This is a genomic window from Neptuniibacter halophilus (genome assembly GCF_030295765.1).
GTDB classification, from domain to species: domain Bacteria; phylum Pseudomonadota; class Gammaproteobacteria; order Pseudomonadales; family Balneatricaceae; genus Neptuniibacter; species Neptuniibacter halophilus.
On record NZ_AP027292.1, the window covers coordinates 1221576 to 1238921 of the forward strand.

Genomic DNA, 17346 nt, shown 5'->3' on the forward strand with positions numbered 1-17346 from the left:
AACCGGCGCAAAGCCCCATGAGCCGCCACTTTGGGCCGGTCATACTCAGGCTTCTCACGCACTTATCCACAGAATAGCTGGATAACTTAATAAGCCTTTTAAATCACACCAACCCGTTTACTGACAGGACGTTATGCTGAAATGGATTTATTCACCGGCCGTGATAAGTGAATTTACTGCAAGTCTGTTTAAAAATAGTGTGCAATCATCTGATTTATAGCTTTTTTTCAGAAGTAGACCATACTAAACGGATGGACAAACAGGGTTATTAGCGAATGGGATGTTTGAGCTTACGGGAAACCGATGACCATCTCTCCGTTGAGGCGGTACTGGAACAACCGGAAGAAGGGGATGTTGTCGATACCAGCACCATACAGGAGTTGCTGGCGTTCTCCGGTTATGCTGCCTATAAGCCGGAGGATGATGCCATCCACGAACTGCTCGATAGCCTGGGACAGGATGAAGAGCACCCGCCGCAATTCCCCATCACCCTGACCATCGCACGCAAACTTGATGCCCAGCTCTCGCTCACACTCAGCCCCGACAAACTGTTTGCTACCGCCAGAATACAGGCTGCCTATGGTGGCCAGTGCATCAATGCCAAACAGATTAAACAGGCCCTGACGGATGCTCATATCTGTAAAGGCATTCGGGCTCAGGAGATCGGCGCCCTGCTGAAAGCAGCACAACATGCCAAACCGGGAAAAGTTCTGGAAAAAGTTATCGCCTGCGGCAAACAGCCGGAACATGGTCGGGACGGCGAGTGGATTGCTGATGTCCAGTCCCTGCGCGAGCAGTTGAACCAACCCACTCAGCGCGAAGACGGCACCGTTGACCTGCTCGACTTCGGTGAGATTATGACGGTCAAAGAGGGTGAGCTGCTGATGCACCTTGAGCCGCCGACGCCCGGCAAACTGGGTTTCACCGTCACCGGTGAGGTTATCCCCCCCATCCCCGGAAAAGCCGTTCCCTTTACCCCGGCTGAAGGGGTCAAACTGAATGCGGAAAAAGATCAGATTCTGGCTACCCGCAAAGGCCTTCCGGTGCGCCAGCCCCGGGGGATCAGGGTAGATCAGGTTTACACCTGCAGCAAAGTCGATGTAGGTACTGGCCATATCACCTTCGATGGCAGCGTTATTATTAAGGGCGATGTAGAAGACTCGATGAAAATCAGCGCTACCGGAGATGTGACCATTGGTGGCTCTGTGTATTACGCCACAATCGAGGCCGGCGGCGATATCATTGTCAAAAATGGCGTGATCGGCCGCCAGTTACAGGATCAAAACCATCAGTTCAACAGTGATGACATCAACTGTACGCTGCGGGCAGCCGGCCACATACAGATTGGTTTTGCTCAGTACGCCCGCCTGGAAGCGGGTGCAGGCATCAGTGTTGAAAAGCAACTGCTGCATTGCATGAGCCGTACTGCGGGACTGATTGAACTGGGCAAAGGGCAGCGCGATAAAAACAGCAAACTGATCGGTGGTATCAGTTACGCAGGCAGTGGCGTTATCTGTGCAAACTACGGGACAGAAGCGTTTATTCCTACCGAGATACGGCTCTGTTTTGATCAGCAAGGCAAAGCTCAGGAACAGGAACTGCTGGAAAAGCTAAACAGTAACAGTAAGCTGCTGAAAGAGCTGAAGTTATTAATACCCAAGCTGCGAGAGCTACCTAAAACGCCTGAAACAACGGAGAAAACCCAACGTCTGGTCAGTACCATTGAACACACCAGCAAACTGATTGCCACGCTAAAACACAAGATCCGCAAACTTCGGGTATATCTGCTACAACAGCGTCAGGCCTCTACAATGCTCGCCCGCGGGCATATCTACCCTAATGTTAAAGTCTATATCGCCGAGCAGCCATTCAAGTTCAGTGAACCCTGCATCGGTGGCGGGGTGAGCTATCAGGGTGGCGAGGTGGCCTACGATTCTGGCCTGCGCCAGACATAAAAAAACCGCCGTTAAGTAACGGCGGTTTTTCTTCAGCAGGACGCAGACAATGCGCCTGATTGATGCTTAGCTAACGGCATCATCTGCTTCCAGATCTTTCATAGACAGTTTGATACGGCCACGCTGGTCAACGTCCAGCACTTTAACCTTAACCATCTGATCCATCTGGATGTAGTCAGTCACTTTCTCAACACGCTTGTTGTCGATCTGTGAGATGTGAACCAGACCGTCTTTACCCGGCAGGATGTTCACAAACGCACCGAAGTCTTCGATACGTACAACCTTACCTTCGTAAACCTGGCCGATCTCAGCTTCAGCAGTGATCTCCATGATCTTGTCGGTAGCGGCTTTAGCTGCAGCTTTGTTGTCCGCGTATACGCGAACAGTACCGTCATCTTCGATATCGATGGCTGCACCGGTCTCTTCAGTCAGCGCACGGATAGTCGCGCCGCCTTTACCGATAACGTCACGGATCTTCTCAGGGTTGATCTTAAGCTGAGTCAGAGCCGGAGCGTTTTCTGGCAGTTCAGGACGCGCGTAGCCGATAACTTTCGCCATCTCTTTGAGGATGTGAGTACGGGCTTCGTATGCCTGCTCCAGCGCGATATCCATGATCTCTTCGGTGATACCGGTGATCTTGATATCCATCTGCAGTGCAGTCACACCACGCTCAGTACCCGCTACTTTAAAGTCCATATCACCCAGATGATCTTCGTCACCCAGGATATCGGTCAGAACGGCAAACTTGTCACCTTCTTTAACCAGACCCATTGCGATACCGGCAACCGGAGCTTTCAGAGGAACACCTGCATCCATCATGGACAGAGATGCACCACAGACAGACGCCATGGAGCTGGAACCGTTGGATTCAGTAATCTCAGATACGATACGGATGGTGTACGGGAACTCTTCCTGAGTTGGCAGAACCGCAGAAACACCGCGACGTGCCAGACGGCCGTGACCGATCTCACGACGACCAGCACCCATCATACGACCACACTCACCTACAGAGTATGGAGGGAAGTTGTAGTGCAGCATGAACGGATCTTTACGCTCGCCTTCCAGCGCGTCAATGATCTGCTGATCACGTGCAGTACCCAGAGTACAAGTCGCGATGGCCTGAGTTTCACCACGGGTGAACAGTGCAGAACCGTGTGTACCCTGCAGTACGTCGATCTGAACATCGATCCCACGAACAGTCTTGTTGTCACGACCATCAATACGTGGTTCGCCGTTAACGATACGGCCACGTACGATCTCTTTCTCCAGAGAGCTTACGATACCAGAGATATCGCCTGCAGAAGGCTGACCTTCTTCATCACCCGCCAGTGCTTCAACTGCTTTCGCGCGCAGCTCAGACAGGGCATTCTGGCGCTGCATTTTGTCAGCAACCTGATACGCCGCTGCAATACCTTCGCCTACTTCAGCACGTACTTTGGCAATCAGATCTTCATCCTTCGCAGGAGCAGTCCATTCCCACTCAGGCTTGCCAGCTTCAGCTTTCAGTTCGTTGATCGCGTTGATCGCAACCTGCATCTCCTGGTGTGCAAACAGTACCGCACCCAGCATTTCGTCTTCAGACAGTTCCTGTGCTTCGGATTCAACCATCAGTACTGCATCCGTAGTACCGGCAACCACCATGTCCAGCTCAGACGTAGCCAGTTGCTCGTAAGACGGGTTCAGCAGGTAGCCTGCATCTTCAGTGAAGCCAACACGTGCAGCACCGATCGGACCCTGGAAAGGGATACCGGAGATAGCCAGAGCAGCAGAAGTACCGAGCATCGCAGCGATATCCGGATCGTTCTTCTTGTCAGCAGATACGACAGTACAAACCACCTGTACTTCGTTCATGTAACCTTTCGGGAACAGTGGACGAATCGGACGGTCGATCAGACGGGAAGTCAGCGTCTCTTTCTCGGAAGGACGAGCTTCACGCTTGAAGAAGCCACCCGGGATACGGCCAACTGCGTAGTATTTTTCCTGGTAGTGGACAGACAGCGGGAAGAAACCCTGACCTTCTTTTGCTTCCTTCGCACCGACAACGGTACACAGTACTTCGTTGCCACCCATTTTGACCAGAACGGAACCTGTAGCCTGGCGCGCAACGCGGCCAGTCTCGATAGTCACTTCCTGACCACCAAACTGGAATGTTTTTGTTGTTACTTGGAACACACTAATTTCCTTTTCTTAATGGTGGGGCAGCGTGCGGATAACGGTTCATTCTCTATGTCTTGCCAGTACTCTGATGGACTCTTGTGAGCGAAAGCCCATCAGAGTACAGGCGGGATGAAAACGTTAACCGGTTGCCAGACCCCGGATAAAATCAGGGCCATACAATGTATGGCCCTGAGGAATTCACACTAACTTAGCGACGCAGACCCAGACGCTTGATCAGATCCAGGTAACGATCAGCATCTTTACCTTTCAGGTAGTCCAGCAGCTTACGACGCTGGTTTACCATGCGGATCAGACCGCGACGAGAGTGATGGTCGTGCTTGTTTGCTTTGAAGTGAGACTGCAGACCTTCGATGTTAGCAGACAGCAGAGCTACCTGAACTTCCGGGGAACCAGTATCGCCTTCGCCACGTGCAAACTCAGCAACGATAGCCGCTTTTTTCTCAACAGTTAGAGCCATTGTAAATCTCCTAAAAAATATGCACACAGCTCAATCGGAGCTGCCGGATTAATTGAAACGATGCACCGAGCATATTTTCAGTGCAACGCCACAGTTCTGAGTCTCGTATGAGGCTCAAAAATTCTTTATTGATCGTCTTCGGTACAGACCAGACGTTTCGGTTTGAAACGCTGTTCTACGACTTCAGCCACGCCCAGAAAGCGCGGTGTTTCAGCCGCAGTGAATAACCGCACCATTGAACCTTCAGGGTAGCTGTCCTGAACGACAGACTGACCATGCAGAATCAGATCACTCTGCTTCTGATCGAGGCTCGCTGCCGGCAAATCTGCCACAGCGGCCCAGGCCGGCAATAATAGCTTATCCAGCTCGGTTTGTATGCCCTTTTGCTCGGATTCACCGGCATTTTCCGGGACTTTCTCCCGGAGTTCATCCAGGCTCATCATCTGCTCTGATTTAAACTCACCGACATCCAGCCGGTGCAGCATACTCACATGCGCACCGCAGCCCAGCAGATGACCCAGATCCTCGACAATGGAGCGGATATAGGTTCCCTTAGAACAGAAAACCTCAAGATCCAGCTCATCCTCGCGCAGATCGGTCAGCCTGATCTCATGAATCGTAACCTGCCGGGGTTTGACCTCAACCTGAATGCCTTTACGCGCCAGCTTATACAGCGGCTGTCCCTGATGTTTCAGGGCGGAAAACATCGAAGGCACCTGCTCAATCTGGCCACTGAAATGCTCAATTAACAGCGCTTCAATCTGTGCCCGACTGAGATTATCCGGTACCGGCTTCTGCTCAACTATTTCACCATCCGCATCACTGGAATCCGTTCGAATGCCCAGCTTCGCCGTGGTGATGTAGCGCTTATCTGAATCCAGCAGGTGCTGGGAAAACTTGGTCGCCTCACCCAGACAAATGGGCAACATCCCCGTCGCCAATGGATCGAGCGCACCCGTATGACCGGCCTTAGCCGCGCCATAGATACGACGAACCTGCTGCAGAGCTGAATTGGAGGAGATACCAGGCGGTTTATTCAACAGGAATACACCGTCGACCGCCCGGCCCCGGGATTTTCTACGACGCCCCACGCTTACTCCTCGTCGGTGTCGTTATTCGGATTCTGATTTTCCTGGCGGATAGCCGCCTCGATCAGATGGTGCAGATGTCGGCCACGCTCGATGGTTTCATCGAAGTGGAAACGCAACTGCGGCATGATACGAAGTTTGATCTTTCGGGCCAGCTCACCGCGCAGGAAACCTGCAGCGCTGTTCAGCACCTTAAGTGAATCGACGATCGCTTCTGCCTCATCCTTGCCGTTCAACGGCATTACGGTGATGTAGACATCAGAGAACCCCAGATCCTTGCTCACTTTGACATGGCTGACAGTCACCATGCCAAGGCGAGGATCTTTTACTTCAAACTGGATCAACTGAGCCAGCTCACGCTGGAGCTGGTCAGCAATCCGTTCTGTACGACTATAATCGCGTGCCATAAAGGGTATTTATTACCTTAAAGTGTGCGCTGAACTTCAACTGTGTCGTAAACCTCAATCTGGTCGCCGACTTTAACATCATTGTAGTTCTTAACGCCGATACCACATTCCATACCCTGACGGACTTCGTTAACGTTATCTTTGAAGCGGCGCAGGGATTCCAGCTCACCTTCATAGATAACCACGTTTTCACGCAGAACACGGATACGCTTATTACGGAATACGGTACCCTCTGTAACCATACAGCCGGCCACCGCACCAATCTTAGGCGCCTTGAAGACATCACGTACTTCGGCAATACCCACGATCTCTTCACGGTATTCAGGAGAGAGCAGACCGCCCATCGCCTGTTTAACGTCATCGATGATGTCGTAGATAACGCTGTAGTAACGCAGTTCAATACCTTCACGTTCCAGTACCTGACGCGCCTGAGCGTCAGCACGAACATTAAAGCCGACCATCAGTGCCGAAGCGGTCACAGCCAGGTTGGCATCGGTTTCTGCGATACCACCTACACCACCGGAAACGATATTTACCTTCACTTCGTCGGTAGACAGATCTTCCAGTGCGTGAGTCAGTGCTTCCAAAGAACCACGAACGTCGGTTTTAAGTACGATGTTGAATGTCTTCACATCGCCCGCCTGCATGTTCGCAAACAGGTTTTCCAGCTTGGATTTCTGCTGACGCGCCAGTTTCACATCACGGTATTTACCCTGACGGAACAGAGCGACTTCACGGGCTTTCTTCTCATTGGATACCATGGTGAATTCATCACCCGCATCCGGAGTACCGTCCAGACCCTGAATCTCAACAGGGATTGCAGGACCCGCTTCCTCGATTGGCTTACCGTTTTCATCCAGCATCGCACGGATACGACCGTAATGCAGACCAGCCAGAACGATGTCACCTTTACGCAGTGTACCGTTCTGTACCAGAACCGTAGCCACAGGACCGCGACCTTTATCAAGACGGGATTCAACAACCACGCCCTGACCCGGTGCGTTTGGCACTGCTGTCAGTTCAAGAATCTCAGCCTGCAGAAGAACAGCGTCCAGCAGCTCATCGATACCCTGACCGGTTTTCGCAGAAACGTTAACAAACTGGTTCTCACCACCCCACTCTTCAGGGATGACATCGAGGGCAGCCAGCTCATTCTTAACACGATCCGGATCAGCCTGTTCTTTATCAATCTTGTTGACCGCTACCACCAGAGGTACACCCGCCGCTTTGGCGTGTTTTACCGCTTCTTCGGTCTGCGGCATTACGCCGTCATCGGCTGCTACCACCAGAATAACGATATCCGTTACCGAGGCACCACGTGCACGCATCGCGGTGAAGGCTGCGTGGCCCGGTGTATCCAGGAAGGTCACCATGCCGTTATCGGTATCTACGTGGTAAGCACCAATGTGCTGGGTAATACCACCGGACTCGCCGGAAGCAACACGGGATGAACGGATGTAGTCCAGCAGAGACGTCTTACCATGGTCTACGTGACCCATTACGGTAACAACCGGCGCACGGCTGGCAGCCTCACCCTGCTGTGCCTGAATGCTTTCCAGCAGCGCTTCTTCCACTGCGTTTTCCTGCAGCGGCTTCGGCGTGTGGCCCATCTCTTCAACAACCAGAGTGGCAGTATCCTGATCAATTACCTGGTTAATAGTCGCCATGGCGCCCATACCAAACATGATCTTGATCACCTCGGCCGCCTTGACGTTCATCTTCTTCGCCAGATCAGCTACAGTGATGCTCTCAGGAACGCTGACTTCCAGAACCTGCTGAGTGGTTGGCTCCTTGAAGCCATGCTCGTTTGGTTTGTTGGAGATCGGTCTACCGTTCTTACCGCGGTTACGGCTGATCTTGCCACCACGACGGTCATTACGGTTGTCAGGGCCTTTTTTCTTACCTTTAGGGGCACGACGATCATCGCGCGGAGCGGCTTCTTTCTTCTTCGCCTGCTCCTGAGCCTGGAAACGAGCTTCCGCTTCAGCTTCCGCCTTCTGACGACGCGCTTCCTCTTCCTCTTCACGCTTGACCCGTGCAGCTTCTTCCGCTTCGCGCTGTTTACGCTCAGCATCTTCAGCCTGTTTTTCACGGTCCGCTGCTTCTGCAGCTTCACGCTCCGCCTGTTCAGCGGCGTCTTTAACCGCCTGCTCTTCTGCTTCGCGCTGCAGACGCTCCTCTTCGAGACGGCTCTCTTCAGCTTTCTGGGCTTCCAGTGCTGCGGCTTCCGTCTGTTCAGCGCCATCCATTTCGGAGCGCTTCACATAGGTGCGTTTTTTACGTACTTCAACATTGACGGTTTTCTTCTTACCGGATGCACCGGCAACCTTCAGCGTCGAGGTTGTCTTACGCTTCAGGGTGATCTTCTTCGGCTCACCGTCGCTGTTCTCTTCACCGTGGCTCCGCTTGAGGTGGGTGAGCAGTGTCTGCCGCTCACCCTCGGAAACCTCAGCGGTCTCATTCTTACCTGAAATGCCAGCTTCCTGCATTTGCTCCAGCAAACGCTCAACGGAAACACCAACCATTTCGGCAAGTTGCTTAACTGTTACTTCTGCCATAAAGGAGGCTCCTCTTTCCGTTAATCTTTACTCTTCAGCAAACCATGGTGCGCGAGCAGTCATGATTAACTCTGCGGCCCGTTCTTCAGTCAGGCCTTCGATCTCAAGCAGGTCATCAATTGACTGTTCTGCCAGATCTTCCATTGTGATCACGCCCTGAGCGGCCAGTTGGAAAGCGAGGTGCTTGTCCATACCGTCCATCTCCAGCAGATCCTGCGCCGGTTCCGCATTGTCCAGCTTCTCTTCGCTGGCAATCGCCAGGTTCAACAGCGCATCTTTCGCCCGTTTACGCAGCTCTTCAACGATATCTTCATCGAAACCGTCAATCTCAAGCATCTCGTCAACCGGGACATAAGCCACCTCTTCAAGGGTGGTGAAACCTTCTTCAACCAGCACTTCCGCAACGTCTTCATCAACGTCCAGGTGATTGATAAAGGTATCGATAACAGAGCCCACCTCAGACTGATGCTTCTGCTGGGCTTCCTCTTCGGTCATCACGTTCAGTTCCCAGCCGGTCAGCTCAGAGGCCAGACGCACGTTCTGTCCGCTGCGACCAATCGCCATTGCCAGGTTCTCTTCAGCAACCGCCACATCCATGGAGTGGGTCTCTTCATCCATCACGATGGATGCCACATCAGCCGGCGCCATGGCATTGATCACCAACTGCGCAGGATTGTCATCCCACAGCACGATATCAACACGCTCACCGCCCAGCTCGTTAGAAACCGCCTGAACACGGGAACCACGCATACCTACGCAGGCACCCACAGGATCGATACGGCCATCGTTAGTTTTCACCGCGATTTTGGCGCGAGAGCCCGGATCACGGGAAGCCGCACGAATTTCGATCACCTCTTCAGAGATCTCCGGTACTTCGATGCGGAACAGTTCGATCAGCATCTCATTACAGGAGCGGCTCATAATAAGCTGAGGACCACGACCCTCTGAGCGAACCTCAAGCAGAACAGCACGTACACGGTCACCCATGCGGAACGCTTCACGCTGGATCAACTGATCGCGTGGCAGCAGCGCCTCGGCGTTGTTGCCCAGATCTACAATAATGTTATCGCGTGTCACTTTTTTAACACTGCCCGAGATCAACTCGCCCTGACGATCGCGATACTGCTCAACCACTTTTGCGCGCTCAGCTTCACGTACTTTCTGTACGATAACCTGCTTTGCAGTCTGTGCAGCAATACGGCCAAACTTAACCGACTCGACCTGCTCTTCGTGCATATCGCCTGGCTGCAGTGCGCTGTCGATCTCTTCAGCTTCCTGCATTGTCAGCTCAGTACCCAGTGCAGGTACCGCATCGTTGCTCACTACCAGCCAACGACGGAAGGTTTCGTAATCGCCTGTAGCGCGGTCAATAACCACGCGAATATCGGCTTCTTCCTCATAACGCTTCTTAGTGGCTGTAGCCAGCGCCACTTCAATGGCTTCGAAAATAACTTCTTTCGGAACGTCTTTCTCGTTAGAAACTGCTTCCGCAACCAACAGAATCTCTTTATTCATGCCTCTGCCTCGCCTAGACCTCTAATCCACGTTTAGAACTGAGGGATAATGTTTGCCCGATCGATATAATCGATTGGCAGCATATATTCTTCATTGTCGACCACGACCAGTATGTCTTCGCCTTCAACACCATTGAGTACGCCTTTAAACTTACGGCGACCCTCAAACGCAATTCGCAATTTCACCTGCACCTGATGGCCGGCATAATCTGCGAACTGTTCCAGAGTAAAAAGGGGACGGTCCATACCCGGGGAGGACACCTCAAGGGTGTAGTTTCCGGCAATCGGATCTTCTACATCCATAATACCGCTGACCTGATGGCTGACTTTAGCGCAGTCGTCTACGTTAATGCCGTTCTCAGAATCGATATACACCCGCAGGGTGCTGTGTTTTCCCTGTGAGAGAAACTCAATACCCCAGAGCTCAAACCCCAGTGCGGTAACCGAGGGTTCAATCAACTCCTGTAAAAGTTTCATTTTCGCTGACACGAATAGCCCACCTGTACTAACACTACGCAACAAAACCTACTATGTAACAAATAGTTAGATTAAGTTTCGTGAAATTTAAAAACAAAAAATGGGTCTAATGACCCATTCCCTTTTCGCAACGAAACTCATGTTTTCGCCACTTTACAGCTACGAAAAAGCCCCTTAAAAGGGGCCTTACGTATACATACCCGGCCGCAACCGGATACAGACTTAATAAGGTTGGTAGCGGGGGCTGGATTTGAACCAACGACCTTCGGGTTATGAGCCCGACGAGCTACCAAGCTGCTCCACCCCGCATCAAAACGAGTGCAAATTGTATCTGCACCCAACACCTTTATCAAGATGATAATGGTGCCCAAGGCCGGACTTGAACCGGCACGGCCTGACGGCCACTACCCCCTCAAGATAGCGTGTCTACCAATTCCACCACTTGGGCAACAAACTTGTGTGCTGTCAGTCTGCTTTCGGAATATCTGATTCAGCAGGCGCAGCCGCTGGTTCAGAAGATTCCAATGCAGGCAGCTGAGCTTCCTGAGCAGCCGCGGCTTCTGCAGCCTGGCTTTCAATCAACTCGGCAGAAGGGATTCCTGCATCACTGACAGAGTCAGCTTTATTCTTGGCATAAACAGCCAGAATAAAACTGGTTGCAAAGATACCGGCCGCCACAATCGCAGTCATACGCGACAGGAAGTTACCGCTACCCGAACTACCAAAAACGGTCTGAGAAGCACCCGCTCCGAAAGAAGCGCCAGCCTCAGCACCTTTACCCTGCTGAAGCAGAATCAGGCCGATAACAGCCGCTGCTAACAGCACATGTACAATCAGAACTACTGTTTCCATCTCTGAACCGTCTGTTTATGCACCTGCCGCCTGGCAGATGGCAATGAAATCATTTGCTTTGAGAGAGGCACCGCCTACCAGGCCTCCATCAACATCCTCATTCGCAAACAGCTCCGCAGCATTTGCTGCATTGACGCTGCCGCCGTAAAGGATACGCAGTTTATCTGCAATCTCAACACTGTTCTGCGCCAGAATCTGGCGAATCTCAGCATGGACTTCCTGAGCTTGCTCAGGGGTCGCTGTTTTTCCGGTTCCTATTGCCCAAACAGGCTCATAGGCGATGACAGCATCAGCAAACTTATCAATACCGGCTGCTTCAATCACTGCGTTTAGCTGGCGCGCAACCACTTGCATGGTTTCGCCCTGCTCCCGCTCCTCGAGCGTTTCACCAACACAAAGGATTGGCTTCACACCCGCAGCTACGGCTGCAACAAATTTTTCAGCAACCAACTGATCGTTTTCACCGTAAAGGCTACGACGCTCAGAGTGGCCCAGAATCACATATTCACATCCCAGATCCTGGAGCATTGCCAGGGATATCTCACCAGTGAAGGCGCCGTTGGCCTGCTCACTGACATTCTGTGCACCCAGCTGAATCGCGGATTCGGCTGTGAGGCTGCTAACCTGCGCCAGATATACTGCTGGCGGGCACAGAAGCACGTCTGCATTGACCGAAGCGGCGGAACTATTGACCAACGAATTAACCAACTCATTAATAAAGTCAGTATCGCCATTCATCTTCCAGTTTCCGGCTACTAAGGCTTTACGCATTGATACCCCCGTCAAAAGAGGCGCAAATATTAACTGGCTTCCCCGGAAGTTTCAAGCGCCTTCAGTGCTTTTTCCACATCATCAGCCAATTGCTTACAGAGGCTCCCGACCAGCTCCGGATCTTCCCCTTCAATCATCACCCGCACAACCGGCTCCGTTCCGGATGGACGCAGCAAGACCCGGCCGCTATCGGCCAGTTTTGCCTCTACGGCGGCCACGGCGCTATCAATCGCAGCCACGCCCTCAATACTCACTTTTCGCTCCATGCGCACATTGATCATTTTCTGCGGCAATTTTGCCATACCTGCGCGCAGCTCGGTCAGTGAACGGCCGGTTTCGACTATCGCTTTGAGCACCTGCAAAGCGGCTACCGTTCCATCACCGGTGGTCGTAAGGTGACGACAGACAATGTGCCCGGAGCTCTCGCCTCCCAGCAACCAGCCCTGTTCATCAAGCTGCTCCATGACATAGCGGTCACCGACCTTAGCCCGCAGGAACGGAATGTTCTCCCGTGCATAGGCCTGCTCAAGCCCGTAGTTGGTCATCAATGTACCGACCACTCCACCGCTAAAGCTACCTTCACGCCGCATCTGTTCGGCAATGATATAAAGCAACTCATCACCGTCTACCTCTTCACCCTGCTGGTCTACCATGATCACGCGATCACCGTCCCCATCCAGCGCGATCCCCATATCGGCCTGCTCTGCCATCACAACTTTACGCAACCGACCGGTTGCAGTGGCACCGCACTCTTCGTTGATATTCAGCCCGTCGGGAGAGGAAGCGATCTGCACTACTTCGGCACCCAGCTCAGAAAATACAGCTGGCGCCACATGATAGGTAGCGCCATTAGCGCAATCGAGAACAATACGCAGCCCCTTCAGGCTGATACCACCTGCCGTGGCCTTACAGAATTCAATATAACGCCCTGCGGCATCATCAATACGCCGCGCCTTACCCAGCTCTGCTGAATCCACTGTGGTCATGGCGATATCCATCTGCGCTTCAATCGCCTGCTCGATCTCATCCGGCAGCTTGGTACCCGCAGCGGAAAAGAATTTGATGCCGTTATCATAAAACGGGTTATGCGAAGCACTTATCACAATGCCGGCATCCGCACGGAATGTCCGCGCCAGATAAGCCACCGCCGGCGTTGGCATTGGCCCGGTCAGTAACACATCAACGCCCGCGGCAGAGAGCCCCGCTTCGAGCGCAGACTCAAACATATAGCCAGAGATACGCGTATCTTTGCCGATCAGTATTTTGCTGTGACCTTCACGGGAAAAGACTTTCCCCGCAGCCCACCCCAGCTTCAGAACAAAGTCCGGGGTTATGGGGAACTGCCCCACCTTGCCACGAATCCCATCTGTTCCAAAATAACGCTTACTCATAGTTGTTCCTCAACTTGCTCTGGCGACTCAGCCATAATCGCCCGGGTCATTCTTACCACATCAACCGTTTCCGCCACATCATGTACACGGATAATTTCTGCTCCCTGCATCACTGCTGAGGCCACTGTTGCCAGACTGCCGGCCAGGCGATCACCTACCTCACGCCCCAGTGTCTGACCAATCATCGACTTACGTGATGTCCCGATCAGTAGAGGCAGGCCCGGTTTTCTCAGCCGATCCAGGTTATTCATTAAACGAAGATTATGCTCTACCGTCTTGCCAAAACCAAAACCCGGATCAAGAATCAGGCGATCTTTGCTGATACCTGCGGCTGCACAATCCATAATCCGCTGCTGCAGGAACGCCTCTACTTCATCCAGTACATCTGCATACTCAGGCTGATCCTGCATTGTCGCCGGGCTGCCCTGCATATGCATCAGGCAAACAGGCAAGCCGGTATCCGCTGCGGCCTGCAGTGCTCCCTCACGCCCCAGCGCACGGACATCATTAATCAACCCCATGCCACTGGCAGCCGCAGCCGTAATCAGTTCCGGACTACTGGTATCCACGGAGATCACTACATCCAGCTCAGCAGCGATTTTTTCAACCACGGGCAGTACCCGATCCATCTCCTCCTGCAAACTGACAGCGGCAGCACCCGGACGGGTCGATTCCCCGCCAATATCCAGCAGGGTAGCGCCATCAGCAACCATCTGTGCGGCGATCTGCATTGTTTTATCCAGCAGCAGCGCCTTACCGGTGTAAAGGCGGCCACCATCGGAGAAGGAATCCGGGGTTACATTTACAATCCCCATCACGTGGGTTTTAGTCAGATCAAGCGTGCGTTTCCCGCAAACAAGTTGGTGCATGGTTTCAGTCAGCCGTTATCAAAAGCATTAAAAAAGGCCGGCTTTTCCAAGCCAGCCTTTTATCTGTTTCCACTACGGGTTAGTGGATATTGTTATCCGGTGAATCAGGCACATCCGGATCCGTACGATCTGAATCAGCGTTACCTTCCGGCCCCGCTTCGGCTTCCGCTTCTGCTGCCGGTGAAGCACTGCCCTTGCCATTGTCGCCTTTATCTTCGTCTACCCAGCCTTCAGGCGCAGAAACCGGTTCACGATTCATCAGTTGATCAATCTGCTGACTATCGATGGTTTCATACTTCATCAGAGCCTGACACATAGATTCCAGAATATCGCGGTTATCTTTAAGAATCTGTTCTGCTTTCTGGTAACACTCATCGATAATACGACGGGTTTCCGTGTCGATACGACGCTGCGTTTCCTCAGCCAGCGGCTTCGCCCCCTGACCGTAACCACGGTTAAATGGATCGGACTCTTCTTCATCGTAAAGCAGTGGGCCCAACTCATCTGTTAAGCCCCACTTCGCTACCATATTGCGGGCAAACGAGGTCGCACGCTGAATATCGTTGGATGCACCGGTGGTCACGCCCTCTTTACCCAGCGTCATCTCCTCAGCAATACGTCCGCCGTAAAGCGAGCAGATGTTCGACAGAATAGACTGACGACTGTGGCTGTAGCGATCTTCCTCAGGCAGGAACATGGTCACACCCAGCGCACGGCCGCGCGGAATAATCGATACTTTATACACCGGGTCATGCTCCGGCATCATACGACCAACAATCGCATGGCCCGCCTCATGATAAGCCGTGTTCAGACGCTCTTTTTCAGACATCACCATGGATTTGCGCTCGGCACCCATCATGATCTTGTCTTTTGCCTTTTCGAACTGCTCCATGCTGACGGTGCGCTTACTCGCCCGTGCAGCAAACAGTGCTGCTTCGTTCACTAGGTTTGCCAGATCAGCACCGGAAAAGCCCGGTGTCCCCCGCGCAATCAGCTCAGGTTTCACATCTTCGCCCAGCGGCACTTTGCGCATGTGGACTTTAAGAATCTTCTCACGACCACGGATATCCGGCAGGCCAACGTGTACCTGACGGTCAAAACGACCGGGACGCAGCAGTGCAGGGTCCAGCACATCAGGACGGTTAGTCGCGGCGATAACGATAATGCCTTCGTTACCTTCAAAACCATCCATCTCTACCAGCAACTGGTTAAGGGTCTGCTCGCGTTCGTCATTACCGCCGCCCATACCGACACCACGGTGACGGCCTACGGCATCAATCTCATCGATGAAAATAATGCATGGCGCATTCTTTTTCGCCTGATCAAACATGTCACGGACACGTGAGGCACCGACACCCACAAACATCTCAACGAAATCAGAGCCGGAGATACTGAAAAACGGTACTTTGGCTTCACCGGCAATCGCCTTTGCCAGCAGCGTTTTACCGGTACCCGGACTGCCTGCCATCAGAACGCCGCGGGGAATATGTCCGCCCAGACGCTGGAACTTACCGGGATCACGCAGGAAGTCGACCAGTTCGCGTACGTCCTCTTTGGCCTCTTCAACGCCCGCTACATCATCAAAGGTCGTTTTAATCTGATCTTCGCTCATCATACGGGCTTTAGATTTGCCGAATGACATCGGGCCGCCTTTGCCGCCCCCGCCCTGCATCTGGCGCATAAAGAACATGAAAACAGCGATAATCACCAGAATAGGGAAAGAAGCGACCAGCAACTGCGTCCAGATGCTCTGCTGTTCCGGCTGCTTACCTTCAATGATCACATTATGATTGATCAGATCATCAACCAGTTTCGGGTCCTGCAACGCCGGGCGAACGGTCTCGAACATCTCGCCGTTGCTGCGCTGTCCCTGAATAATGTACCCGTCGATGACCACTTTGGTGACCCGGTCATCCTGTACTTCTTTGACAAAATCTGAATAGCTCAGGCGGCGAGACTCGCTGCCCTCATTAAAATTATTAAATACAGTCAGCAATACCGCTGCGATCACCAGCCAAAGAACCAGATTTTTCGCCATATCATTCAATGGAATACCCTCAATTTGCTGATTTAGCTTAGCTTTCCGCCCAAACGCTAAACACTATACTATGCAGCCACAGTTGACTACCTAAAACCCGCTTTAACCCTTAAACCCTTTGCCTAACAGATAAACCTCACGGGAGCGGGAGCGGGATGAGTCAGGTTTACGCGTCACCACCTTCTGAAAACTGGTACGCATATCCTGCATATATTGATCAAAACCTTCGCCCTGAAATACTTTTGCGACAAAATTACCACCGGGCTTTAATACTTCACGCGCCATATCCAGCGCCAGCTCAACCAGATACATCGCCGCTGGCTGGTCAACCGCAGACATACCACTCATATTGGGGGCCATATCTGAAATTACAAGGTCTGCCGGCTCATCTCCCAGAGCATTGAGGATTCTCTGCAACACCTCCTCTTCGGTAAAATCTCCCTGCACAAATTCCACACCCGCCATACTGTCCATCGGCAGAATATCCGAGGCAACGACACGCCCCCTGTCACCAACCCGCTCCGCCGCAATCTGGGACCAGCCACCCGGCGCTGCACCCAGATCCACAACGGTCATCCCCGGACGGAACAACTTATCCTTTTCATCCAGTTCAATCAGTTTGAAACTGGCCCGGGAACGGTAACCGAGCTCCTTTGATTTTTTGACATAATGATCATCAAAATGTTCTTTTAGCCAGCGTTCACTGCTTGTCGATTTTGCCACGGAGAATCTGCTCTTAATGATTGAACCGGTCACCCGCTACTCAGAGCGGTACAACTCAGGTAAAATTG

Annotated in this window: 14 protein-coding genes and 2 tRNA genes; 1 reads left to right on the top strand and 15 read right to left on the bottom strand. The window is 52.5% G+C overall.

Translation table 11 applies throughout. The features are described 5' to 3' along the window. The first annotated feature begins 275 nt into the window (after nt 1–275). Nucleotides 276–1955 carry a flagellar assembly protein A gene (locus QUD59_RS05610; protein WP_286240122.1) on the top strand — a complete coding sequence of 560 codons (1680 nt, stop codon included), beginning with the start codon at nt 276–278 and terminating at the stop codon, nt 1953–1955. Between the two features lie 66 nt (nt 1956–2021). Here the strand turns inward: QUD59_RS05610 and pnp are convergent, their stop codons facing one another. The 15 genes from pnp to rlmE form a co-directional block, all read right to left on the bottom strand. Further along, nucleotides 2022–4127: a polyribonucleotide nucleotidyltransferase gene (gene pnp, locus QUD59_RS05615; RefSeq protein ID WP_286240123.1), complete on the bottom strand. Its 2106-nt coding sequence runs from the start codon at nt 4125–4127 to the stop codon at nt 2022–2024. Nucleotides 4128–4320: 193 nt separating this feature from the next. Continuing rightward, complete coding sequence (gene rpsO, locus QUD59_RS05620) at nt 4321–4590, bottom strand: 30S ribosomal protein S15 (protein WP_286240125.1); 270 nt, start codon at nt 4588–4590, stop codon at nt 4321–4323. Nucleotides 4591–4715: 125 nt separating this feature from the next. Further along, nucleotides 4716–5681, bottom strand: coding sequence for a tRNA pseudouridine(55) synthase TruB (truB, locus tag QUD59_RS05625; RefSeq protein ID WP_286240126.1), 966 nt, complete (start codon nt 5679–5681; stop codon nt 4716–4718). A gap of 2 nt (nt 5682–5683) precedes the next feature. Then, nucleotides 5684–6085 (bottom strand): 30S ribosome-binding factor RbfA, encoded by a 402-nt coding sequence (gene rbfA, locus QUD59_RS05630; protein ID WP_286240127.1) that lies wholly within the window; start codon nt 6083–6085, stop codon nt 5684–5686. 17 nt (nt 6086–6102) lie between these two features. After that, nucleotides 6103–8643, bottom strand: coding sequence for a translation initiation factor IF-2 (gene infB / locus QUD59_RS05635; RefSeq protein ID WP_286240128.1), 2541 nt, complete (start codon nt 8641–8643; stop codon nt 6103–6105). A 27-nt stretch (nt 8644–8670) separates the two neighbouring features. Then, the gene (gene nusA / locus QUD59_RS05640) at nt 8671–10158 is read right to left on the bottom strand and encodes a transcription termination factor NusA (RefSeq protein WP_286240130.1); all 1488 of its coding nucleotides are present in this window, start codon (nt 10156–10158) and stop codon (nt 8671–8673) included. A gap of 32 nt (nt 10159–10190) precedes the next feature. Next, entirely contained in the window at nt 10191–10646 is a 456-nt protein-coding gene (gene rimP / locus QUD59_RS05645) for a ribosome maturation factor RimP (protein WP_286240132.1), read from the bottom strand. Nucleotides 10647–10866: 220 nt separating this feature from the next. Continuing rightward, nucleotides 10867–10943: transfer RNA gene (locus tag QUD59_RS05650), tRNA-Met, on the bottom strand. 52 nt (nt 10944–10995) lie between these two features. Then, nucleotides 10996–11082, bottom strand: a tRNA-Leu gene (locus QUD59_RS05655). A gap of 17 nt (nt 11083–11099) precedes the next feature. Beyond that, the gene (gene secG / locus QUD59_RS05660; RefSeq protein WP_286240133.1) at nt 11100–11486 is read right to left on the bottom strand and encodes a preprotein translocase subunit SecG; all 387 of its coding nucleotides are present in this window, start codon (nt 11484–11486) and stop codon (nt 11100–11102) included. Between the two features lie 15 nt (nt 11487–11501). Next, complete coding sequence (tpiA, locus tag QUD59_RS05665) at nt 11502–12257, bottom strand: triose-phosphate isomerase (RefSeq protein WP_286240134.1); 756 nt, start codon at nt 12255–12257, stop codon at nt 11502–11504. A gap of 29 nt (nt 12258–12286) precedes the next feature. Beyond that, complete coding sequence (gene glmM / locus QUD59_RS05670; protein WP_286240135.1) at nt 12287–13648, bottom strand: phosphoglucosamine mutase; 1362 nt, start codon at nt 13646–13648, stop codon at nt 12287–12289. Continuing rightward, the gene (folP, locus tag QUD59_RS05675; RefSeq protein WP_286240136.1) at nt 13645–14517 is read right to left on the bottom strand and encodes a dihydropteroate synthase; all 873 of its coding nucleotides are present in this window, start codon (nt 14515–14517) and stop codon (nt 13645–13647) included. Before folP ends, glmM begins: the two co-directional genes overlap by 4 nt. A gap of 79 nt (nt 14518–14596) precedes the next feature. After that, nucleotides 14597–16555 carry an ATP-dependent zinc metalloprotease FtsH gene (ftsH, locus tag QUD59_RS05680; RefSeq protein WP_286240137.1) on the bottom strand — a complete coding sequence of 653 codons (1959 nt, stop codon included), beginning with the start codon at nt 16553–16555 and terminating at the stop codon, nt 14597–14599. 102 nt (nt 16556–16657) lie between these two features. Then, nucleotides 16658–17278 carry a 23S rRNA (uridine(2552)-2'-O)-methyltransferase RlmE gene (gene rlmE, locus QUD59_RS05685; protein ID WP_286240139.1) on the bottom strand — a complete coding sequence of 207 codons (621 nt, stop codon included), beginning with the start codon at nt 17276–17278 and terminating at the stop codon, nt 16658–16660. Nucleotides 17279–17346: the final 68 nt, after the last annotated feature.